The sequence below is a fragment of the Rhodanobacter sp. B05 genome (genome assembly GCF_002001085.1).
GTDB lineage: Bacteria > Pseudomonadota > Gammaproteobacteria > Xanthomonadales > Rhodanobacteraceae > Rhodanobacter.
Genome location: NZ_MUNU01000015.1, coordinates 17,377 through 39,379 on the forward strand (window position 1 = coordinate 17,377; position 22,003 = coordinate 39,379).

The following is a 22,003-nucleotide window of genomic DNA, read 5'->3' on the forward strand; positions in this document are numbered from 1 at the left end:
ACGGAAAACGCGGCCGTGGCCGCGCTTTCCGGATCGGACGGGAGATGCCCCCAGTGGCTCGGAGCATCCCAGGTCGGCTGGGTTCAGAACTGGCTGCCGAAGGTGAACTGGATCCGTTCCTCGTAGTGGCTGTCCGACGGCTGCGAGCGGAACGGCACCGCCAGGCTGATGATCAGCGGGCCGATCGGTGCCTGCCAGTGCAACGAGACACCGGCCGAGGCGCGCAGGGCGCTGGCGTCGAAGCTCTGGTAGTCCTTGTAGGCGTTGCCGACATCGGTGAACAGGGATACGCGCGCGGTGTTGACGTCCTTCAGGAACGGTAGCGGCAGGTAGAGTTCGGCGGTGCCGAGCACCTTGAACGCACCGCCGATGGGCTGCGCATAATTGCCCAATGTGCACAGGCCATTGGCTGCCGGTGTGCTGCCGTCGACGCAGACCCGCGGGCCCAGCGTGTTGTCCTGGAAGCCGCGTACGTCGCGCACGCCGCCGGAGTAGAAGTTGGCGAAGAACGGGAAATCCTGGCGCATGTCGGCCGGCGCGGGCAGGCCGGCAGCCGCATACGTGGCCTTCAGCGCGTCGAATGCCTGGTCGTTGATGCCATTGCCGCCGTAAGTCTTGCCGTAGCCGACCTGGCCATCGAGGTACAGCACGAAGCCCTTGCCGACAGGCCAGTAGTGGTTCGCCTCGGCGGTCAGCTTCCAGTACTGCACGGTCGAACCGGGCAGGGTGACGTCGGCTTGCGCCGAGATCAGGCCACCGCGGGTCGGTGCCCAGTAGCCGTTGCGGGTGTCGTGGTTCCAGCCCAGGGTGCCGGTCCACGAATGGATGGTCTGGTGGCCGATTTCGTTCTGATAATCGATGAGCACCTGCGGGCTGAAGCCCGGAATCAGGTTCACCTTGTTGCTGCTGATGCCGAGGCCGACACGCACCCCGTCGGTTTCCGTGATCGGAATGCCGAGATAGCTCGAGAACGACTTCGCGCTGGTGCTGTAGTTGGCGAAATCGGTGTTGCCGTAATCGGTTTTCGAATAGCCGGCCGTGTAACCGATGCCGATGCCGTTGTCGGTCAGGTACGGGTTGTAGTAGTTGACCCCGAAGCTGGTCTGGTAGGTGCTGCGCGAGCCGCTCACCGAGAAACTGTCGCCGCTGCCGAACAGGTTGTTCTGGCTCAGCGACGCGTTCAGGATGATGCCCGCATATTGCGAATAGCCGACGCCGAACTGCACGCTGCCGGAAGACTGCTCCTCGACCTTGACGGTGACATCCACCTTGTCCTGGGTGCCGGGCACCAGCTTCTTGTCGACATCGACCTTCTTGAAGTAGCCCAGTCGCTGCAGGCGGATCTTGGAGCGATCGATCGCGGCCTGCGAGTACATCGAACCTTCCAGCTGGCGCATTTCACGGCGCAACACGTTGTCTTCGGTCTTGGTGTTGCCCTGGAAGATCACCCGGCGCACGTACACGCGCTTGCCGGGCTCGACGTACATGGTCAGGTCGACCGTGTGCTTGTCCTTGTCCAGTTTCGGGATCGGGGTGACCTTGGCGTAGGCATAGCCGATATTGGAGAGCACCGCCTTGATCGTCTTGCTGCTGTCTTCGATGGCCGCACGGTTGAAGGTGTCGCCATCCTTGACGAACACCAGCTTGCGCATGGCCGCCTCGGGCAGGATCAGGTCGCCGAGCAGATGCACGCCGCTGACCTTGTAGACGTCGCCCTCCTTGACGCTGGCGTCGACGTACATGTTGCGCTTGTCCGGCGAGATCGTGACCTGGGTGGAATCGACGCCGAAATCCGCGTAACCGCGGTTCATGTAATACGACTGCAGTTTTTCCAGGTCGCCGGAGAGCTTCTCGCGGGAATACTGGTCGTTCTTGGAGTACCAGGACATCAGGTTCGGCGTACCCGACTCGAAGTCGCCGCGGATCGCCTTGTCGGTGAAGGCATGATTGCCGAGGATGTTGATTTCCTGAATCTTCGCCGCCTTGCCTTCGCGGATCTCGATGTCGACCGCGACGCGGTTGCGATCGAGTCGGGTCACGTGCGGATCAACCGATACGTTGTACTTGCCGCGGTTGTAGTACTGCCGGATCAACTCCTGCTGCACGTTGTCGATGGCCAGCCGGTCGAAAGTCTCGCCTTCGGCGATGCCGGTGCTCTTCAGCCCTTTCTTGAGGTCGTCGGTCTTGATGTCGTGGTTGCCGCGGATCGTCAGCTTGGCGATCGACGGCCGTTCCACCACCTTGATCACCAGGATGCTGCCGTCGCGATCAAGTTCGACGTCGCTGAAGAATTTCGTCTGGTACAACGCCCGGATCGCCCGCTGGGCCTCGTCGTTGGTGAGCCGATCCCCCTTGTTCACCGGCAGGTAGTTGAATACCGTGCCAGCCGAGATGCGGCTGAGTCCGTCGATGCGGATGTCCGAGACCACGAAGGGCTCGAACGCAAACGCACTGGCGGAGAGGGAGGCAAGCAGGATCAGCGCGGCGATACGCTTCATCGTCGGTTCCGTTGGGTTATTTCGATGGAACGGCCAGCGCGGCCGCTCCGATCAATACGTGCGGCAGGAACCAGCCCTGCCGCGAGTGAGAGGTCGTATTCCACGGGAATACGAGACTGCCCGCCCCGGCGCATTTTGGCGCGGCCGGCGCGGGCTGGCGGATAGCCGGGTCGATGGCGGACTGGATCACGACAACAGGGTACGGTGGATGTCGTTGTAAAGCGTCCACCCGACCAGGCTGAACAGCAAAACCAGCCCGATGTACTGGCCAACGACCATCACCTGCTCGCTGACCGGGCTGCCCTTGACCAGTTCGATCAGATAATACAGCAGGTGTCCGCCATCCAGAACCGGGATCGGCAGCAGGTTCAGGATCGCCAGGCTGAGCGAGACCATCGCCAGGAACTGCAGAAACCAAGCCAGGCCCATTTGCGCGGAGGCATTGGCGTACTGGGCGATCCCGATCACGCTGGAGATGTTCTTGGTCGATGCGTGGCCATCGAGCATGCTGCCGATCATGCCGAAGGTCTGCCGCGTATTGCGCCAGGTGGTGGCGAGCGCGGCCGAAAACGCCCTGACCGGGCCGTACTGGACGGTCGCGGGTTCCGGCCTCGGCGAGGCAATCCCCAGCATCCACTTCGCGGGTTCTCCGCCAAGCGATTCCCACCTGGCGGTGACGTCGAGGGCAAGCGGCTGACCGTGTCGGTTCAGCGCGATGGTCAGGTGCGGCGATTTGGCGGCATCGGCCTGCACCAGTTTGTTGAGGCCGTCGAAATCCGCCACCGGCTGACCGTTCACGCTGACGATCCGGTCGCCACCCTGGATGCCGGCCAGCGCGGCGGGCTGGCCGGGCTTCACCCTGTCGGCGATCGCCGGCGGCGGTGCCAGGCTGAGCCCGAGCCGGTCGAAATACTGATCGATCGGTTTGCCCGCGGGCAGCTGATTCAGTGGCAGCGTCAGCTGGCGGATCTGGCCACCGGGCTGGCGTACGGTCAGCGGCATCGGCGACAAGGTCAGCAGGGCGTTGCCCATGGCGTCGAGCGAATCGCTCCAGGTGGAGACGTTCTGGCCGTTCACGCTGAGGATGCGATCGCCTGGCTGGACACCGGCTTCGGCGGCGATGCTGTGCGGCGTGGCGGTCACGATCGGTGCGAAGTCACTGCGCCCCAGCATGAACATCAGCCACAGCGCCGCGATCGTGAAGATCACATTGAAGCCCGGGCCGGCGGCCACGATGGCGATGCGTTTCCAGACCGACTTGCCGGTGAACTCCTGGTCGCGCAGCGCCGGGTCGACTTCGCCCTCGCGTGCGTCGAGCATCTTCACGTAGCCGCCCAGCGGAATCGCGGCGATGCAGTATTCCGTGCCGTCGCGGCCGATGCGCTTCCAGATCGCGCTGCCGAAGCCGATCGAGAAGCGCAGCACCTTGACCCCACAGCGGCGCGCGACCCAGTAGTGGCCAAATTCATGGAAGGTCACCAGCACGCCGAGCGTGACCAGCAGCCAGAACACCGAGCCGAAAAAGGAAGTCATCAAGTACCGGGGTGGAAAGTCATCTGGACAAGAATATCAGCAAGCATCGCGCAACACGCGCCGGGCGACCCCGCGGGCCTCCTGGTCACGGGCCAGCAGGGTCGGGATATCGACCACGACCTGAGGCGGCAGTTCCGCAAGCACGGCCTCGACCACGTCGGCAATCGACAGGAACGGCAGCACGCCGGCGAGGAAGGCCTCCACGGCGACTTCGTTGGCGGCATTCAGCACGGCCGGGGCATCCCCTCCGGCTCGCAGTGCCTGGTAGGCCAGCGCCAGGCAGCGGAAGGTGGCCAGATCCGGTGGTTCGAACTGCAGCGGGGCGCAGGCGGTCAGGTCCAGCGACGGCACGCCGGATTCGATCCGTTGCGGCCACGCCAGCGCGTGGGCAATCGCCGTGCGCATGTCCGGGTTGCCCAGCTGCGCCAGTACGGAGCCGTCGGCATATTCGACCATCGAGTGGATCAGGCTCTGCGCGTGCACCACCACCTCGATGGCTTCGGCCGGCGCGCCGAACAGGTGGTGCGCCTCGATGACTTCGAGCCCCTTGTTCATCAGCGTGGCCGAATCGACCGAGATCTTGCGCCCCATCACCCAGTTCGGGTGCTTGCACGCCTGCTCCGGCGTGATCTCGGCCAGCTCGGCACGCGAGCGACCACGGAACGGGCCGCCCGAGGCGGTGAGGATCAGCCGGCGCACGCCGCTCCTGTCCAAGTCGGGACGGCCGCCCGGCAGGCACTGGAAGATGGCGTTGTGCTCGGAGTCCACCGGGATCAGCGTGCCACCGCCAGCGGCGACGGCCTGCAGCAGCAGCGAGCCGGCCATCACGATGGATTCCTTGTTTGCCAGCAGCAGGCGTTTGCCGCTGCGCGCCGCGGCCAGGGTGGATTCCAGCCCGGCGGCGCCGACGATGGCGGCGACCACGGTGTCGCAAAGGTTGCCGGCGGCGGCCGCGGTGAGTGCGGCCGGGCCGCTGGCGACCTCGCAGCGCACCCCGGCGGCAGCCAGCCGGCGTGCGAGCTCCGCCTCCAGCGCTGGATCGGCGATCACCGCCAGCTCCGGGCGATGCTGCACGCACAGCGCCACCAATGCCTCGACCTGGCGGTGCGCGGTCAGCACCGTGGCGCGGAAACGCTGCGGGTGACGCGCGATCACGTCGAGCGTATTGCCACCGATCGAACCGGTGGCGCCGAGGACGGCGACCGTATGCATCGTCAGATGCCCAGCAACAGCAGGCCGGCGGCGAAGATCGGCAGCGCGGCGAACACGCTGTCGAGTCGATCCATCAGGCCGCCGTGGCCGGGAAAGATGCTGCCCGAATCCTTCACCTGGGCATGCCGTTTCATCAGGCTCTCAAGCAGGTCGCCAACGATGGACACCGCCACCGTGATCGCTGCCAGCAAGGCCAGGCCGAGCATCGCGGTGCCGCGTACGCCGAGCAGCCAACCGCCCGTTTCGGCGACCAGCACGCCGGCCACCATCGCGCCGTAGGCGCCGGCCCAGGTCTTGCCCGGGCTGACTTGCGGTGCCAGTTTGCGCTTGCCGAACGCGCGACCACTGGCATACGCGCCGATGTCCGATGCCCACACGATCACCAGTGCCAGCAAGGTCCACCAGTGGCCGTGCGGAATGCGGGCATGGATGCTGGTCAGTGCGACCCAGGCCGGGAAGATCACGAACGCGCCGGCGATCAGTTTCAATGCAACATTCTCGCGCGTCGGGGCGGCGGCGAACGCGAAATGGCGCAGCCACAGGCAGGCCACCAGCCACCAGGCCACGCCGGCCGCCAGCAGCCACGGCGTCCACGCGCTGCCCTGGGCAAGCCAGAGCAGGACAAACCCGCCTGCGGCCGCGGCCAGCAGCGCGATGCGCCCGACAGGATTTTTCAGGCCACCCAGCCGGGCCCACTCCCACCACGCGGCCAGGAACGCCAGGGCGACGATGGCGCCAAAGAGGCCGGTGTCCGGCAGCAGGATGATCAGGATCGCCAGCGGCGCGAGCACCAGGGCGGTGAGAATGCGCTGAAGCAGCATGGGAATCCTCTAGGGAACAGGGACGATCTGCTCACTGGTGCGGCCAAAGCGGCGCTCCCGGCGGGCATAGTCTTCGATGGCTTCGCGCAGGCAAGCCTGGTCGAAGTCGGGCCACAAGGTGTCGGTAAAGTACAGTTCGGCGTAAGCGACCTGCCACAGCAGGAAGTTGCTGATGCGGCGTTCGCCACCAGTACGGATGAACAGGTCCGGCGGCGGCAGCTCGGCCAGGCTCAGCCACTGACCCAGCCGCGCTTCGTCGATTTCGTCCACACGCAGCTCGCCGCGAGCCACGGCGGCGGCGGCCTGGCGGCTGGCCTGCACGATGTCCCAGCGGCCGCCATAGCTCACTGCCACGTTCATGTGCAACGCGTCGTTGCCGACGGTCTGCGCCATCGCCGAGTGCATGCGCTGGAGCAAAGCCTCGTCGAAGGCGGCCAGGTCGCCGATGAAGCGCAGGCGCACGCCATGGCCGTGCAGTTCGTCCACCTCCTTGTCCAGCGCGCGCAGGAACAATCCCATCAGCGCACCGACCTCGTCCTTCGGCCGTTGCCAGTTTTCGCTGGAGAAGGCAAACAGGGTCAGTACCTGCACGCCCTCGCGCAGGCAGGCCTCGACCACCTCTCGCACCGCCTTGCGGCCGGCATTGTGGCCGAAACTGCGCGGGCGATGGCGGGCCCTGGCCCAGCGCCCGTTACCGTCCATCACGATCGCGATGTGCCGGGGAACCCGGGCAGCTTCGACGCCTGGCATGGGCGGCGCGATGGCGCTCAGAGCGCCATCAACTCCTCTTCCTTGGCCTTGACGACCGCATCGACATCCTTGACCGCGCGATCGGTCAGCTTCTGGATCTCGTCGTCGAAGCGGCGGTCGTCGTCCTCGGTGATCAGCTTTTCCTTGAGCAGGTCCTTCATCTGCTGCAGAGCGTCGCGGCGCACGTTGCGGATCGCGATCTTGGCGTTCTCACCCTCGTGGCCGACGTGCTTGGCCAGTTCCTTGCGCCGCTCTTCGGTGAGCGCCGGCATGTTGAGGCGGATCACGGTGCCGGCGGTGGTCGGCGTGATGCCGATGTCGGAGGCCATCAGGGCCTTCTCGATCGGTGCCACCATGGTCTTTTCCCATGGCGTGATGATGATCGTGCGCGAGTCGGCCAGCGACACCGACGCGACCTGCGACAGCGGCATGTCGGAGCCGTAGTAGGGCACCTTGATGTGGTCCACCAGGGTCGTGCTGGCGCGACCGGTGCGGATGCGCGTGAGGTCGTGCCTGAGCGATTCGATGCTCTTGCCCATGCGGGTCTGGGCATCGGTCTTGACGTCGTTGAGCATGTGTCGTTTCCCGATGGATCTGGCAACGTTCGATTATAGCAGTGACGGCTGCAGCGCCGGCTGATCCCGCGTCCGGCTCAGCTGACCAGGGTGCCGATCGACTCGCCACGCATGATCCGCATCAGGTTGCCCGCCACCGTCATGTCGTAGATGCGCAGCGGCATGCCGTGATCGCGGCACAGCGCAATGGCGGCGGTATCCATCACCTGCAGGTTGCGCTGGATCACGTCGTCGTAGGTGAGCTGCTGGTAACGGGTGGCATCGGCATGGCGCGCCGGGTCGGCGGTGTACACGCCATCGACCTTGGTGGCCTTCAACACCAGGTTGGCGCCGATCTCCACCGCACGCAGGGCCGCGGCCGAGTCGGTGGTGAAGAACGGGTTGCCGGTACCGGCTGCGAACAGCACGATGCGGCCCTTCTCGATGTGCCGGATCGCGCGCCGCCGGATGTAGTCCTCGGCCACGTCGTGGATCTGGATCGCGCTCATCACGCGCGCGTAGCCACCACTCTTCTCGATCGCGTCGGCCATCGCCAGCGCATTCATCACGGTGGCCAGCATGCCCATGTGGTCGCCGGTGACCCGATCCATGCCGGCGGCGGCCAGACCGGCGCCACGGAAGATGTTGCCGCCGCCGATCACGATGCCGATCTGCACGCCGGTGCGCTGTACCTCGATGATCTCGTGGGCCAGTCGACCGATCACCTTCGGATCGATGCCGTAATCGGCATCTCCCATCAGCGCCTCACCGGAGAGCTTGAGCAGGATGCGGCGGTACTTCGGCTGGTCGCTCATGGGATCTCCGGATTGTGTGTGGCAAACCGGCGCATTGTAGCGGAGAGCGGGGGTGGGAACGAGGAGCGAGTGGAGAGGAGTGAGGAGCGAGGGTGTGCGCCGCCGGGTTTCCGCATGGGAAACGAAGAAGGCCACGGTATTCCGTGACCTTCGATTCGAAGCGTTGCTCTTTCTGACTGAACAGTCCGGCCACCGATGACCGGTCTGCCGGTCAGGGATGACTTTTACCTCAGGCCGGCCTGCTTCATCACTTCGGCGGCGAAATCCTCTTCCACCTTCTCGATGCCTTCGCCGACGGCCAGGCGCACCACCGAAACCACATCGGCGCCTTCCTTCTTAAGCGCGTCAGCCACGGTCATGTTGGTGTCCAGCACGTAGGCCTGGCCGAGCAGGGTCACTTCGGACACGATCTTGTGGATCTTGCCGCTGATGATTTTCTCGAGGATCTCGGCCGGCTTGGCCTTGTCCTTTTCGGTCATCAGGCTCAGCGCGATTTCCTTTTCCTTGGCGACGAACTCGGCCGGCACGTCTTCGGCGCGGATATGCGCCGGGTTCATGGCGGCGACGTGCATCGCGATGCCCTTGGCCAGCTCCTCGGAACCGCCCTTGAGCGCCACCAGCACGCCGATGCGGCCGCCGTGGATGTAGCTGCCGATCACGCTCTCGCTCTCGACGCGGGCCATGCGGCGCACGTCGATCTTCTCGCCGATGGTGGCGATCAGGGCCTTGGCGGCGTCCTCGACGCTACCGCCGCCCGGGTAGGCGGCAGCCTTCAGGGCGTCGATATTGGCGGCGCCGGAGTTCAGTGCGACGTCGGCGACGGCGTCGCTGAACTTCAGGAAGCTGGCGTCCTTGCCGACGAAGTCGGTTTCGCAGTTGATCTCGACCAGCACGGCCTTGCCGCCGGCCTGGGCGGCCACGATGCGGCCTTCGGCAGCGATGCGGCTGGCCTTCTTGTCAGCCTTGGCCAGGCCGGACTTGCGCAGCCACTCCATTGCGGCGTCGAGGTCGCCGTTGTTCTCGACCAGCGCTTTCTTGCATTCCATCATGCCGGCGCCGGAACGCTCACGCAGTTCCTTCACCATTTGGGCGGAAATATTGCTCATCGGTAGTTCTCCAATGCTTGGATGGCGCGACAGCGAACGAACGCCATCGCGCGTTGATCTCGGCAGGCCTGGCGGCGGTCAGCGACCGCCGCCGCAGCGCTTACTTGGCGGGTGCGCCGTCGTTGCGCGAGCCACGGCCGCCATCACGACCGCCGTCACGGCGCGGGCCGGGCTTGCGCGGGGCAGCCTCGCGGCGCGGGCGATCGACCTTGGCCACCGGGTTGCCTTCCTCGTCCAGTTCGACGAAATCGTTGGCGTCGCCCTGGGCAGCAGCCGGCGCAGCAGCCTTGCCTTCGAGGATCGAGTCGGCGGCGGCGCGGGCATACAGCTGGATCGCGCGGATCGCGTCGTCATTGCCCGGGATGGCGTAGTCGACCAGTTCCGGGTTGTAGTTGGTGTCGACCACGGCGATCACCGGGATGCCGAGCTTCTTGGCTTCCTGCACGGCGATGTCTTCGTGGCCGATGTCGATCACGAACAGCGCGTCGGGCAGACGGTTCATGTCCTTGATGCCGCCCAGCGACGCCTGCAGCTTGTCGCGCTCGCGGCGCCGGGCCAGCACCTCGTGCTTGACCAGCTTCTCGAAGCTGCCATCGGTCTCGGCCGCTTCCAGCTCCTTCAGGCGCGACACGGACTGCTTCACGGTGCGGAAGTTGGTCAGCATGCCGCCGAGCCAGCGCGAGGTGACGAACGGCATGCCGGCGCGTGCGGCCTCTTCAGCCAACGGCTCGCGGGCCGAACGCTTGGTGCCGACGAACAGGATGGTGCCGCGCTTCTGCGCCAGGCCCGACAGGAAATTCATCGCGTCGGTGAACAGCGGCAGGGTCTTTTCGAGATTGATGATGTGGATCTTGCCGCGGGCGCCGAAGATGTACGGGGCCATCTTGGGGTTCCAGTAACGGGTCTGGTGACCGAAATGGACGCCGGCTTCCAGCATCTGACGCATGGTGACTTGTGCCATGGGTGTCGCTCCGATTGTCGGTTCCTTGAAAGGAACCTGGGGGTTGGGACCTCCACGCATCCCCGGCTTCGACCGCGGCTCGCCCGATTTTGATGGTGGGCGAGACGCAGCACCCCGAAGGCGGTGCCGATGCGTGTGTGGCGTTGGCGTTGGGTGTTGTACCGCGGAGGGTTACAATCCCGGTTCGCTTTGCAAGGGCCGACCGTCGAAACGACCACGTCGGATCAGCAAAACTCCGAAATTATAGCCGGTACGCCGGCAGCGCGGCAAGTCGCTGCGGATTCAATGACTTGAGTCCAGGGGCTTCTGCCGCCACATGAGTGGAACCGATGGCCATTACCCTGAAATCCCCGCAAGACCTCGAAGGCATGCGCGTCGCCGGCAAGCTGGCGGCCGAAGTGCTGGCGATGCTCAAGGACTACGTCAAGCCCGGCATCACCACCGAAGAGCTGGATCGGCGCGCCTACGAGCACATCGTCAACGTGCAGAAGGCGATCCCCGCCAACGTCGGCTACCACGGCTTTCCCAAGACCCTGTGCACCTCGGTCAACCACGTGATATGCCACGGCATTCCGAACGAGGGCAAGGTTCTCAAGGATGGCGACATCGTCAACCTCGACGTCACCGTGATCAAAGACGGCTGGCACGGCGACACCAGCCGCATGTATATCGCCGGCACCCCGTCGGTGCTGGCCAGGCGGCTGGTCGACACCACGTTCGAGGCGATGATGCGCGGCATCCAGGCGGTGCGCCCGGGCGCCACCCTGGGCGATATCGGCCATGCGATCCAGCAGCACGCCGAGGCGGCCGGTTTCAGCGTGGTCAAGGAATACTGCGGCCACGGCATCGGCAAGGTCTATCACGACGAGCCGCAGGTATTGCACTACGGCAAGCCCGGCACCGGCGTCGAACTGAAGAAGGGCATGACCTTCACCATCGAGCCGATGATCAATGCGGGCAAGCCGCAGACCCGTCAGTTGCCCGACGGCTGGACCGTGGTGACCAAGGATCATTCGCTGTCGGCTCAGTGGGAACACACGCTCGCGGTGACCGACGATGGCTTCGAGATCCTGACTCCCTGGCCCGATGTTTGAGTGAATACATGCGCGTAGGAGCCCGCTTGCGGGCGACGCCCTTGCTCTGATGCGCGAAGCAGATCAAATCAACAGCATCGCCCGCCAGCGGGCTCCTACCGACACAGGCCTCTGACGACATGTCGCCAGCACCAGGCACCCTTGCCCTGCCGCCCTTGCCGCGCCTGCCGGTAGCCGTCCCCCGGTCGGGTGTGTCGATCGAGGCGCGACGTGCCCTGCGCCAGCTGCTGGGTGACATCGACCGGGCCCTGGCCACCGCATTTCGTGATGGCGCCGACGCCAGCGCGCTGGCGCGGCGACGCGGCGATTCGGTCGTTTCGCTCGTCGCGCATGTATGGATGGCCTGTCTCGGCGAGGTCGCCGGCACGGCCCTGTTCGCTGTGGGCGGTTTCGGTCGCGGCCTGTTGTTTCCGTATTCGGATGTCGACCTGCTGGCGCTGGTGACGGCGCCGCAGCCGGCGCGGCTGCGCGCGCTGGAGCAGTTCTTCGCCACGTTGTGGGATGTCGGCCTGAAGGTCGGCCACGCCGTGCGCGAGCCGGCGCAATGCCGGGAGCTGGCCGCCCGCGATGCCAGTGTGTTCACGAGCCTGCTGGACGCGCGTCGGCTGGCTGGCGACCCGGCCTTCGATGCGCAGTTGCGCGCCATCGTCGATGACCCGGCGTTGTGGCCACCGCACGAATATCTGGCGGCGCGCCTGGCAGAACGCGATGCGCGGCATGCCCGCTACGACGATACCGCCTACAACCTCGAACCGAATTTGAAGGACGGCCCCGGCGGGCTGCGCACGCTTGATTCGCTGCGCTGGATGGGGCGGCGTCTGGCGCATGCGGATGACCTTTCCGAAATGGTCGCCGAAGGCCTGCTCGATCCGGCCGAGCAGGCCCAACTGGAACAGTCCGAGGCAACCTTGCGTCGCTATCGCTATGCCTTGCATCTGGAGGCCGGCCGGGCCGAGGAACGGTTGCTGTTCGACTATCAGCGCGGCCTGGCGACCCGACTGGGATTCGAAGACGAGCACGCAAAGAATCTCGGCGTCGAGCAATTCATGCAGGGCTACTACCGGGCGGCCAGCCAGGTCGACCGGCTGGGCGTGCAGGTCGCCGAACGCTTCGAGGAGATGCTGGAGCCGGTGGGCGAGCGACAACCCGTGGGCGATGAATTCGAGCGCGTCGGCCCGCGCCTTGCGGCGCGCGATCCGCAGTTGTTCGTGCGGCGGCCGGCTGCCCTGGTGGAGATTTTCATCGCGCGGCTGGATCAGCCTGGCGTACTGGGGTTCGGCGCCGACACCATGCGACGCATCCACCAGGCCACGGATGCCCATGGCGAGGCGCTGGCGCGGGATGACGAGGTGCTGGCGGCGTTCCTGCGCCTGTTGCGCCGCGGCGCACCGGCCGTGGAGGCGTTGTGGCGAATGAACCGGCACGGACTGCTGGCGGCGATCTTGCCCGCGTTCGGCAAGGTGTTCGGGCGCATGCAATACGACCTGTTCCATGTCTACACGGTCGACGAACACACCTTGCGCGTGCTGCGCAACGTGGCGCGCTTCGCCGATCCCGCCGCACGCGGGGAGTTTCCGCTGGGGTGCGAGATATGGGCCAAGCTGCCCAAGCCCGAGGTACTGCTGCTGGCGGCGTTGTTCCACGATATCGCCAAGGGCCGCGGCGGCGACCACTCGGTGCTGGGCGAGCAGGACGCGCGCGAGTTCTGCACGCGGCTGGGTTTGCCGCCTGGCGATGTCGAGCGGATCGCCTGGCTGGTGCGACACCATCTGCTGATGAGCACGACGGCACAACGCCAGGACATCACCGATCCGGACGTGGTGCATCGGTTTGCCGACGTGGTCGGCGACCGCGAACAACTCGGCCAGCTGTACCTGCTGACCATCGCCGACATCATCGGCACCAGCCCGCGGTTGTGGAATGGCTGGAAGGATCGGCTGCTGGCGGATCTCTACACCAGCACCCGCTATGCCCTGCGCAGCGACGTGGAACTGCCGCGCGATGCGGGCGTGCGGGTGCGCGAATGCTGCGACCACGCGCTGGCCCGGTTGATGAACGACGGCTTTGCCGAAACGGATATCGCGCGGGTCTGGGCGGATTTCCCGCAACTCAGCTTCCTGCGTCACCGGCCCGAACAGATCGCCTGGCAGACCGCGGCGATTCTGCGTGCGCAAGGCGCGCTGCCGCTGGTGGCGGTGCAGCCCTTGTCGGTGCGCGGCAGCACCGAGCTGTTCGTCTACACGCCGGATCGAGACGGCCTGTTCGCCACGGTGACGGCGGTGCTGGACCGCTTGCGCTTTTCGGTGATGGAATCGCGCATCCTGAGTTCATCGACCGGCATGGCGCTGGACACCTTCCTGCTGCTCGAGGCCGACAGCCAGCAGCCGGCCAGCGCGGCTCGCGCCGACGAGCTGCAGCAGCGCCTGCACCGTGCCCTTGCCCAATCGGTCGGTGTGCAGCCGAGCAAGCGCGGCATGTCGCGCCATCTGAAGCATTTCCAGATGACGCCGAAGATCAGCTTCCACGCCGCGGGCGGCCGCACCCAGTTGGCGCTGGTGGGAACGGATCGGCCGGGGCTGCTGGCGGCGGTGGCGCAGGTGATGCTGGGCGAGGACGTACGTGTGCACGATGCACGCATCGCCACGTTCGGCGAGCGCGTCGAGGATTTCTTCCAGTTGACCGACCGGCATGATGCGCCACTCGATGCGTCGCGGCAGGAGCGGTTGCTGCAGGCCCTGCTGGCGCGCATCGGTCCTGCGCGGGATTGATGTCCGCCGCCCGCGTTATCATTCCAGTTGCTGCATGCTGCAGCGGCCACCCGTCTTCGTCATGACCTACCTGCTGATCAAGTCGCTGCATCTCGTCTTCGTGATCGCCTGGATGGCCACCGTGTTCTACCTGCCGCGGATCCTGGTGAACCTGGCCGAGACCGCGGGCGAACCGGCAGTACAGGCGCGCCTGCAGTTGATGGGGCGGCGCCTGTACAAGTTCGGCCACAACATGTTCGGCATCGCGTTCCTGTTCGGACTGACCCTGTGGCAGGGTTGGCGCGTCTTCCCCGCCGCGTTGCCGAATGTCACGGCCGGCATGCACTGGATCGACGCCAAGCTCACCCTGGTGGCCCTGCTGCTGGTCTACTTCGTGTGGGCCGGACGCATGCTCAAGCGCAGCCTCCGGGGCGACGCGCTGCCTTCGGGGCGTGTCCTGCGCTGGTTCAACGAGTTGCCGGTGCTGCTCTTGCTTGGGGTGGTCTACCTGGTGATCGCCAAGCCGTTCTGAGTCGGAACCGGCTGGTTTCGATGACCGTCGGCGAGGCGTCAGGGTCGGGCAAATTGATCCCGGAACTGCGCTAAACTTAGGTCTTCGCGAATATCCAGGATCAAGGTGGCCCGCAGTTCCTTGCCGGCCGAGCGTGCGACATGGCAACTACCCGACTCCACCGCTGACCGCATCACGCCTTACGGTTTCATCGAAGAAGGGCGGATGCCCTTTTTTGTTTTTCAGAGAATGCTTTCCATGATCGAGATCACGCTACCCGACGGCAGCAAGCGGCCGTTCGACCATACCGTCACCGTGCAGGACGTGGCCGCCTCGATTGGCGCCGGTCTGGCCAAGGCGACCCTTGCCGGCAAGGTCGACGGCCGGCTGGTCGACGCCAGCTTCCCGATCGAGCACGACGCCAGTGTGCAGATCGTCACCGAGAAGAGCCCCGAGGCGCTGGAGATCCTGCGCCACTCCACCGCGCACCTGATGGGTCAGGCGGTGCAGCGGCTGTTCCCGGGCGCGCAGGTGACGATCGGCCCGGTGATCGACAACGGCTTCTACTACGACTTTGCCTACCAGCGTCCGTTCACTCCGGATGATCTGCCGAAGATCGAGGCGGAGATGCACAAGATCATTGCCGAGCAGTTGCCGGTGACGCGCAGCGTGAAGTCGCGCGACGAGGCGGTGGCGTTCTTCCGTGGCCTGGGCGAGCACTACAAGGCCGAGATCATCGAAGACATTCCGGCCGATCAGGATCTGTCGCTGTATTCGCAGGGCGAATTCACCGACCTGTGCCGCGGCCCGCACGTGCCGAACACCGGCAAGCTGCATTCGTTCAAGCTGATGAAGGTGGCCGGTGCGTATTGGCGTGGCGATTCCAGCAACACCATGCTGACCCGCATCTACGGTACCGCCTGGCTCAACGACAAGGATCTGAAGGCATATCTGTTCCAGCTGGAAGAGGCCGAGAAACGCGACCATCGCAAGATCGGCAAGCAGCTCGACCTGTTCCACCAGCAGGAAGAAAGCCCGGGCATGGTGTTCTGGCACCCGAACGGCTGGGCGATCTGGCAGCAGGTCGAGCAGTACATGCGCGGCGTCTACAGGAAGAGCGGCTATCAGGAAGTACGCTGCCCGATGGTGCTGGACGTGTCGCTGTGGAAGAAGTCCGGTCACTGGGACAATTACAAGGAGAACATGTTCTTCACCGAGTCCGAGAAGCACACCTTCGCGCTGAAGCCGATGAACTGTCCCGGCCACGTGCAGGTGTTCAACACCGGCCTGCACAGCTACCGCGAGCTGCCGATCCGCTACGGCGAATTCGGCGGCTGCCATCGCAACGAGCCGTCCGGAGCGCTGCACGGCATCATGCGCGTGCGCGCGTTCACCCAGGACGATGGCCACATCTTCTGCACGCCGGATCAGGTTGAGGCCGAAGTCACCGCGTTCCATCTGCAGGCGATGAAGGTGTACGCCGACTTCGGCTTCACCGACCTGGCGATCAAGCTCGCGCTGCGGCCGGAAAAGCGCATCGGTTCCGACGAATTCTGGGACCGCACCGAGGAAATGCTGCGCCGCGCGCTGCGTGCCGCCGGGGTGGAGTGGGAGGAATTACCGGGCGAGGGCGCGTTCTACGCCCCCAAGATCGAGTACCACCTGAAGGACTCGATCGGCCGCGCCTGGCAGGTCGGCACCATGCAGGTCGATTTCATGATGCCCGAGCGTCTCGACGCCGAGTACGTGGACGAGCATTCGCAGAAGCAGCACCCGGTGATGCTGCACCGGGCCATCGTGGGCTCGATGGAGCGCTTCATCGGCATCCTGATCGAGCACCACGCCGGCCTGCTGCCGGCCTGGCTGGCCCCGGTGCAGGCAGTCGCGTTCAGCATCACCGACGCGCAGGCCGATTATGTCCGGCAAGTGACGCAAACCCTTGTCGACAAAGGTTTCCGGGTACAATCGGATTTGCGCAACGAGAAAGTCGGCTATAAAATCCGCGAACATACGATGCAGAAAGTGCCGTATCTGCTCGTGGTCGGTGACCGCGAGAAAGAGACGGGGACGGTTTCTGTGCGTACCCGTTCCGGTGAAGATCTGGGCAGCATGCCGCTGGCCGGCTTCGTCGAGCGACTGGAGACCGAAACCCGGCGCTGAGCCCAAACGCTCAGCCTTGGCGGTCAGTGACATTACTTCTTCTGGAGGATCGTGGTATCGCAACCACCGACAACAAGGGCAATCGTCGTAACCTGGAAATCCGTGTGCCGCGGGTTCGCCTGATCGGCGCGGATTCCGAACAGCTTGGCATCCTGACCCGCGACGAGGCGCTGGCATTGGCGCAGGAAGCTGGCATGGACCTGGTCGAGATCCAGCCGAACGGTGATCCACCCGTTTGCCGCATCATGGATTACGGCAAGTTCAAGTTCGAAGCCCAGAAGAAGGCGCAAGCCGCCAAGAAGAAGCAGAAGCAGGTCGAGATCAAGGAAGTGAAGTTCCGTCCGGTCACGGACGTGGGCGACTACCAGATCAAGCTGCGCAACATGCTTCGCTTCCTGGAGGAGGGCGACAAGGTCAAGGTCACCATCCGTTTCCGCGGTCGCGAGATGTCGCATCAGGACCTGGGGCAGAACCTTGCCCGCAAGATCCAGGAAGACGTCGGCGACAACGGCCAGATCGAGTCGTACCCGCGGCTCGAAGGGCGCCAGATGGTCATGATGATCGGGCCGAAGAAGAAATAGGCGGCTGGTGACGTTGGCTGCGTGGGTAGGAGCCCGCTTGCGGGCGATGCTCTTTTACTGTGTCACCTGAGAGCAGCTGTTTCACTGGACTCCGGGCAAGCCCCGCACCCTCACCTCAATCCTCTCACCCGCAAGGGGACTCCCAAGGTCGCCGCCGGGAGAGGAGGTAATGGTCAGCACTTCGCGCTGGTATTAAGCTTTCTGAACCCGTATGATTACGGGTTCGACCCGCCGGAAGGGTCGTGCACCGATCGTGGCAGGACGGAAAGCGTGATCCAGACTCAATCGAGAATGGGATCACCGCCAGATCAGTCAGAAACCGGGACGTCCGCATCGGATCCGTCCCACACAAGGAGCATTCCATGCCCAAGATCAAGACCAACCGGGCGGCTGCGAAGCGTTTTCGCAAGACCGCATCGGGCAAGATCAAGTGCGGCCACGCGTTCAAGTCGCACATCCTGACCAAGAAGTCGACCAAGCTCAAGCGTGGTCTCCGTGCCCCGAACCACCTCAAGGCGTGCGACGCCCCGGGTGTGGCTCGCATGCTGCCGTACTTGTGAGGAGATAGACCATGGCTCGTGTAAAGCGTGGCGTCACCGCCCGTCGTCGTCACAAGAAAATCATCGGCCGCGCAAAGGGTTACTACAACGCCCGTCGCAAGGTCTTCCGCGTTGCCAACCAGGCCGTCATCAAGGCTGGTCAGTACGCCTATATCGGCCGCAAGCAGCGCAAGCGCCAGTTCCGTGCACTGTGGATCGTGCGCATCAACGCCGCTGCGCGCATGTTCGGCCTGTCCTACAGCCGCCTGATCAATGGCCTGAGCAAGGCCGGTATCACCGTCGACCGCAAGGTCCTCGCCGATATCGCCGTGCACGACATCAAGGCGTTTGGTGCGATTGCCGAGAAAGCGAAGGCCAGTCTGGCCGCTTGATCGTCGGACGCTCCTGCGTCAGCACGATATGATGTAAAGCAAGCGGGGAGGAGGCCAACGCCTCCTCCCCGTTTTTGTTTGGACATTAAGGCTTTTTGCGATTGCCTCCTCTCCCTCCGGGAGAGGATTGAGGTGAGGGTACGGGGCTTGCCCGGACTTCAACCGAAGCGTGCTTCGGTCAGGCAACGACGCAAGAGTGGTCCCTCACCCTGCCCTCTCCCCAAAGGGGAGAGGGGAAGCAGCGAGAAGCGCATCACTATGGATGATCTGGACAGCCGCGCCGCGCAGGCGCTGGCCGAAATCGACAAGGCCGATGCGCTGGAGGCGCTCGATGCGCTGCGCGTGGGCCTGCTCGGCAAGAGCGGCATCGTCACCGCCGCGCTGAAGACGCTCGGCGCGCTGGCGCCGGACGAGCGCAAGGCGCGCGGCGCCGAGGTGAACAAGGTCAAGGAGCGCCTGGCCGATGCGCTGGCTGCACGCAAGCAGGTGCTGGAGCAGGCTGAGCTGGATCGCCGCCTCGCTTCCGAGAAACTCGACATCAGCCTGCCAGGACGTGATGGCGAACGCGGCGGCATCCATCCGATCACCCGCGCGCTGGAGCGCATTGCGGCAATCTTCGCGCGCCTGGGTTACCAGCGTGCCGACGGCCCCGAGATCGAGGATGACTGGCACAACTTCGAGGCGCTGAATTTCCCGCCGCATCATCCTGCGCGTGCCATGCATGACACCTTCTACTTCGGCGATGGACGTCTGCTGCGCACGCATACCTCGCCGGTGCAGATCCGCTCCATGGCCGGGCGCCAGCCGCCGATCCGGATCATCGCGCCGGGCAAGGTCTATCGCAGCGACTCGGACCAGACCCACTCGCCGATGTTCCACCAGATCGAAGGTCTGCTGATCGACGAGACTTCCAGTTTCGCCGACCTCAAGGGCACCCTGGCTGAGTTCATACGCGCGTTCTTCGAGCGCGATTTCGAGATGCGCTTCCGCCCCAGCTATTTCCCGTTCACCGAGCCCTCGGCCGAGGTGGATATCCGCTGGGATGCGGAGGACGGTTCGACCCGCTGGCTGGAAGTGCTCGGCTGCGGCATGGTCCATCCGAACGTGTTGAAGAACTGCGGCATCGACCCGGAGCGCTACACCGGCTTCGCCTTCGGCCTGGGCGTGGAGCGCTTCGCGATGCTGCGCTATGGCGTTTCGGATCTGCGCGCGTTCTTCGAGAACGATCTGCGGTTCCTCAGGCAGTTCGCCTGAGGAGCGGGATTCGGGAATGGGGATTCGGGATTCGCAAGAGCCTCGATTCCACTTCCGAATCCCGAATAATTAATCCCGAATTCCGGATTTCAAACCATGAAATTTTCCGAGAACTGGTTGCGCGAGCTGGTCGAGATCAAGGCCGACCGCACCCAACTGGCCCATGCGTTGACCATGGCCGGGCTGGAAGTGGAAGAACTCACCCCGCTGGGCGACCATCTGGCCGGCGTGGTGGTGGCCGAGATCGTCGCCGCCGAAAAGCATCCGGAAGCCGATCGGCTGCAGGTGTGCACGGTAGATGCGGGGCAGGGCACGCCGCAGCAGATCGTCTGCGGCGCACCGAATGCACGCGCCGGCATCAAGGTGCCGCTGGCGATGGTCGGCGCGAAGCTGCCCGGTGACATTTCCATCAAGGCGGCCAAGCTGCGCGGCGTGGAGTCGTCCGGCATGCTGTGTTCGGCGAAGGAACTGGGCATCGATGCCGATGCTTCCGGTTTGCTGGAGTTGCCGCTGGATGCGCCGGTCGGCCGGTTGCTGGCGAATTACCTGGGCTTGCCCGACGCCAGCTTCGAGCTGAAACTCACCCCGAACCGCCCCGACTGCCTCGGCCTGGTCGGTCTGGCCCATGACGTCGCGGCCTTGTTCGGCAGCGCGGTGAAAGTGCCGGTACAGGCGTCCGCGCCGGTCACCGGTGCAGCGCGCCGTGGCATCCGCCTGGAAGCGGGCAAGGATGCGCCGCGCTATCTCGGCCGCATCATCGAAGGCATCGACTCCGCTGCACGCAGCCCGCTGTGGCTAGCCGAGCGGCTGCGCCGCGCTGGCCTGCGTCCGATCAGTGCGGTGGTCGATGTCACCAATTACGTGATGCTGGAGCTGGGCCAGCCGCTGCACGCGTTCGACAACGACACGCTGGAAGGCGACATCGTGGTGCGCCACGCGGGTGCCGGCGAAACGCTGAAACTGCTGGACGGCAGCGAGGCGAAGCTGGACGAAGGCTTCGTGCTGATTGCCGACGAAAAGAAGGCCCTCGCGGTGGCTGGCGTGATGGGTGGCTTCGACTCGCGCGTCACCGACGCCACGCGCAACATCTTCCTGGAGTCCGCGCACTTCGCGCCGGCGGCGATCATGGGGCGTGCGCGCAAGCTCGGCCTGCATACCGACGCCTCGCATCGCTTCGAGCGCGGCGTCGATCCGGAGCTGCCGCGGCGTGCGCTGGAGCGCGCCTCCGAACTGCTGCTGGTGATTGCCGGTGGCAAGGCGGGGCCGGTGCTGGCGGCGGAGAACCTGGCCGACCTGCCGCTGCCGACGGCGGTGGCGCTGCGTCGCGCACGCCTGCAGCGCGTGCTGGGCGTCGAGGTGGCCGATGCCGAAGTCGCCCGCATCTTCACCGCGCTGGGCATGCAGGTGGTGGCGACGGCCGAGGGCTGGCAGGTGATCGCGCCGAGCAGCCGCTTCGATATCGAGCGCGAGGAGGATCTGATCGAGGAAGTCGCGCGGATCTTCGGCTACGACAAGATTCCCACCGCCACGCCGGCCGGCGCCCTGACCCTGGCGATCGAACCGGAGGCGCGCATCGGTGAACTGGCGTTGCGCGAACAGCTGGCGGCGCGCGGTTATTACGAGGCGGTGAACCTGTCGTTTGTCCCCGCCGACCTTTTGGCGCGCTGGGGGTTCAGTGAACACCTGGTGCCGCTGGCCAATCCGCTGTCGGCGGATCTGGCGGTGATGCGTCCCTCGTTGCTGCCGGGCCTGATCGAGGCGCTGCGACACAATCGCGCCCGCCAGCAGGAGCGCGTGCGTCTGTTCGAGCTTGCACGGGTGTTCGCGGCCGGCGACCCTCCCGTGGAAACACCCAGTCTCGCCATCGTGGCGTGCGGGAACGCCCGGGCCGAACAATGGGGGGAGCCGGCACGAACGCTGGACTTCCACGACCTCAAGGGCGATCTCGACGCCCTGATCGGTTGGGGCGGCGAGCCGCAGCGCTGGACGGTGCACGCCGACGGCTTGCCGGCGTGGCTGCATCCGGGCCGCGGCGCACGCGTGGCGCGGGATGGCGAAACCGTCGGCTATCTCGGGGCCTTGCACCCGCATCTGGCCAGGGCGCTGGACCTGGGCACCGACGTTCATGTGCTGGAAATGGCGCTGGAACCCCTGTTGGCCCGCCGCCTGCCGCAGGCCGCGGGCATACCCCGTTTCCCCGCCGTGCGCCGGGATATCGCCATGGATCTGCCGGAAACCGTCAGCTGGTCACAGATCGACCGGACCGTTCGCGCCACGCTCGGCGAGCGGCTGCGGGAGCTGCGGCTGTTTGACCGTTACAGCGGCAAAGGCGTCGAAGCGGGCCGAAAAAGTCTCGCTATGGGCTTGATTTTACAGGACGCTTCACGCACCCTTACGGACGACGACGCGGATCGCTGGGTGCGCGAAGCGGTGAACGCGTTGGAGCAGACATGCCAGGGGAAACTGCGAGGATGA

General features: G+C 65.2%; 18 protein-coding genes. 9 read left to right on the forward strand and 9 right to left on the reverse strand.

Annotation, left to right across the window (positions count from 1 at the left end):
• Window positions 1-83: 83 nt before the first annotated feature.
• The 9 genes from bamA to rpsB all read right to left on the reverse strand — a co-directional run bounded on the left by bamA (window position 84) and on the right by rpsB (window position 10,250).
• Window positions 84-2,498 (reverse strand): outer membrane protein assembly factor BamA, encoded by a 2,415-nt coding sequence (gene bamA / locus B0E47_RS08885; RefSeq protein ID WP_077513816.1) that lies wholly within the window; start codon window positions 2,496-2,498, stop codon window positions 84-86.
• A 186-nt stretch (window positions 2,499-2,684) separates the two neighbouring features.
• Complete coding sequence (gene rseP / locus B0E47_RS08890) at window positions 2,685-4,031, reverse strand: RIP metalloprotease RseP (RefSeq protein WP_077513818.1); 1,347 nt, start codon at window positions 4,029-4,031, stop codon at window positions 2,685-2,687.
• A gap of 36 nt (window positions 4,032-4,067) precedes the next feature.
• Entirely contained in the window at window positions 4,068-5,243 is a 1,176-nt protein-coding gene (locus B0E47_RS08895) for a 1-deoxy-D-xylulose-5-phosphate reductoisomerase (RefSeq protein WP_077513820.1), read from the reverse strand.
• A gap of 2 nt (window positions 5,244-5,245) precedes the next feature.
• A complete protein-coding gene (locus tag B0E47_RS08900) occupies window positions 5,246-6,064 on the reverse strand; it encodes a phosphatidate cytidylyltransferase (protein ID WP_077513821.1) in 819 nt (272 codons plus the stop codon).
• 9 nt (window positions 6,065-6,073) lie between these two features.
• Window positions 6,074-6,814: a polyprenyl diphosphate synthase gene (gene uppS / locus B0E47_RS08905; RefSeq protein ID WP_077513823.1), complete on the reverse strand. Its 741-nt coding sequence runs from the start codon at window positions 6,812-6,814 to the stop codon at window positions 6,074-6,076.
• Window positions 6,815-6,831: 17 nt separating this feature from the next.
• Window positions 6,832-7,389: a ribosome recycling factor gene (frr, locus tag B0E47_RS08910; RefSeq protein ID WP_077513825.1), complete on the reverse strand. Its 558-nt coding sequence runs from the start codon at window positions 7,387-7,389 to the stop codon at window positions 6,832-6,834.
• Window positions 7,390-7,466: 77 nt separating this feature from the next.
• Window positions 7,467-8,183, reverse strand: coding sequence for a UMP kinase (gene pyrH, locus B0E47_RS08915; protein WP_077513827.1), 717 nt, complete (start codon window positions 8,181-8,183; stop codon window positions 7,467-7,469).
• A gap of 224 nt (window positions 8,184-8,407) precedes the next feature.
• Window positions 8,408-9,289, reverse strand: coding sequence for a translation elongation factor Ts (tsf, locus tag B0E47_RS08920; RefSeq protein ID WP_077513829.1), 882 nt, complete (start codon window positions 9,287-9,289; stop codon window positions 8,408-8,410).
• Window positions 9,290-9,389: 100 nt separating this feature from the next.
• On the reverse strand, window positions 9,390-10,250 hold the full coding sequence (gene rpsB / locus B0E47_RS08925; RefSeq protein ID WP_077513831.1) for a 30S ribosomal protein S2: 861 nt from the start codon (window positions 10,248-10,250) through the stop codon (window positions 9,390-9,392).
• 329 nt (window positions 10,251-10,579) lie between these two features.
• Between rpsB and map the strand changes: the two genes are divergently transcribed.
• From map to pheT, 9 genes are all read left to right on the forward strand, one after another.
• Window positions 10,580-11,344 (forward strand): type I methionyl aminopeptidase, encoded by a 765-nt coding sequence (gene map / locus B0E47_RS08930; protein WP_077513833.1) that lies wholly within the window; start codon window positions 10,580-10,582, stop codon window positions 11,342-11,344.
• A 119-nt stretch (window positions 11,345-11,463) separates the two neighbouring features.
• Window positions 11,464-14,112 (forward strand): [protein-PII] uridylyltransferase, encoded by a 2,649-nt coding sequence (gene glnD, locus B0E47_RS08935; protein WP_077513835.1) that lies wholly within the window; start codon window positions 11,464-11,466, stop codon window positions 14,110-14,112.
• 61 nt (window positions 14,113-14,173) lie between these two features.
• Window positions 14,174-14,623 (forward strand): CopD family protein, encoded by a 450-nt coding sequence (locus B0E47_RS08940; protein ID WP_077514227.1) that lies wholly within the window; start codon window positions 14,174-14,176, stop codon window positions 14,621-14,623.
• A gap of 237 nt (window positions 14,624-14,860) precedes the next feature.
• Window positions 14,861-16,762 carry a threonine--tRNA ligase gene (thrS, locus tag B0E47_RS08945; protein ID WP_077514228.1) on the forward strand — a complete coding sequence of 634 codons (1,902 nt, stop codon included), beginning with the start codon at window positions 14,861-14,863 and terminating at the stop codon, window positions 16,760-16,762.
• 56 nt (window positions 16,763-16,818) lie between these two features.
• Entirely contained in the window at window positions 16,819-17,343 is a 525-nt protein-coding gene (gene infC, locus B0E47_RS08950) for a translation initiation factor IF-3 (RefSeq protein ID WP_077514229.1), read from the forward strand.
• Between the two features lie 362 nt (window positions 17,344-17,705).
• The gene (rpmI, locus tag B0E47_RS08955; RefSeq protein ID WP_008213504.1) at window positions 17,706-17,903 is read left to right on the forward strand and encodes a 50S ribosomal protein L35; all 198 of its coding nucleotides are present in this window, start codon (window positions 17,706-17,708) and stop codon (window positions 17,901-17,903) included.
• A gap of 11 nt (window positions 17,904-17,914) precedes the next feature.
• Window positions 17,915-18,274 carry a 50S ribosomal protein L20 gene (rplT, locus tag B0E47_RS08960; protein ID WP_008437827.1) on the forward strand — a complete coding sequence of 120 codons (360 nt, stop codon included), beginning with the start codon at window positions 17,915-17,917 and terminating at the stop codon, window positions 18,272-18,274.
• Between the two features lie 258 nt (window positions 18,275-18,532).
• The gene (gene pheS, locus B0E47_RS08965; RefSeq protein ID WP_077513837.1) at window positions 18,533-19,528 is read left to right on the forward strand and encodes a phenylalanine--tRNA ligase subunit alpha; all 996 of its coding nucleotides are present in this window, start codon (window positions 18,533-18,535) and stop codon (window positions 19,526-19,528) included.
• A gap of 96 nt (window positions 19,529-19,624) precedes the next feature.
• A complete protein-coding gene (gene pheT / locus B0E47_RS08970; protein WP_077513839.1) occupies window positions 19,625-22,003 on the forward strand; it encodes a phenylalanine--tRNA ligase subunit beta in 2,379 nt (792 codons plus the stop codon).

Bases quoted from the DNA above. Each gene is read 5' to 3' on its own strand.
- bamA (WP_077513816.1), bottom strand. From the start codon at position 2,498: ATGAAGCGTATCGCCGCGCTGATCCTGCTTGCCTCCCTCTCCGCCAGT.
- rseP (WP_077513818.1), bottom strand. From the start codon at position 4,031: ATGACTTCCTTTTTCGGCTCGGTGTTCTGGCTGCTGGTCACGCTCGGC.
- B0E47_RS08895 (WP_077513820.1), bottom strand. From the start codon at position 5,243: ATGCATACGGTCGCCGTCCTCGGCGCCACCGGTTCGATCGGTGGCAAT.
- B0E47_RS08900 (WP_077513821.1), bottom strand. From the start codon at position 6,064: ATGCTGCTTCAGCGCATTCTCACCGCCCTGGTGCTCGCGCCGCTGGCG.
- uppS (WP_077513823.1), bottom strand. From the start codon at position 6,814: ATGCCAGGCGTCGAAGCTGCCCGGGTTCCCCGGCACATCGCGATCGTG.
- frr (WP_077513825.1), bottom strand. From the start codon at position 7,389: ATGCTCAACGACGTCAAGACCGATGCCCAGACCCGCATGGGCAAGAGC.
- pyrH (WP_077513827.1), bottom strand. From the start codon at position 8,183: ATGAGCGACCAGCCGAAGTACCGCCGCATCCTGCTCAAGCTCTCCGGT.
- tsf (WP_077513829.1), bottom strand. From the start codon at position 9,289: ATGAGCAATATTTCCGCCCAAATGGTGAAGGAACTGCGTGAGCGTTCC.
- rpsB (WP_077513831.1), bottom strand. From the start codon at position 10,250: ATGGCACAAGTCACCATGCGTCAGATGCTGGAAGCCGGCGTCCATTTC.
- map (WP_077513833.1), top strand. From the start codon at position 10,580: ATGGCCATTACCCTGAAATCCCCGCAAGACCTCGAAGGCATGCGCGTC.
- glnD (WP_077513835.1), top strand. From the start codon at position 11,464: ATGTCGCCAGCACCAGGCACCCTTGCCCTGCCGCCCTTGCCGCGCCTG.
- B0E47_RS08940 (WP_077514227.1), top strand. From the start codon at position 14,174: ATGACCTACCTGCTGATCAAGTCGCTGCATCTCGTCTTCGTGATCGCC.
- thrS (WP_077514228.1), top strand. From the start codon at position 14,861: ATGATCGAGATCACGCTACCCGACGGCAGCAAGCGGCCGTTCGACCAT.
- rpmI (WP_008213504.1), top strand. From the start codon at position 17,706: ATGCCCAAGATCAAGACCAACCGGGCGGCTGCGAAGCGTTTTCGCAAG.
- rplT (WP_008437827.1), top strand. From the start codon at position 17,915: ATGGCTCGTGTAAAGCGTGGCGTCACCGCCCGTCGTCGTCACAAGAAA.
- pheS (WP_077513837.1), top strand. From the start codon at position 18,533: ATGGATGATCTGGACAGCCGCGCCGCGCAGGCGCTGGCCGAAATCGAC.
- pheT (WP_077513839.1), top strand. From the start codon at position 19,625: ATGAAATTTTCCGAGAACTGGTTGCGCGAGCTGGTCGAGATCAAGGCC.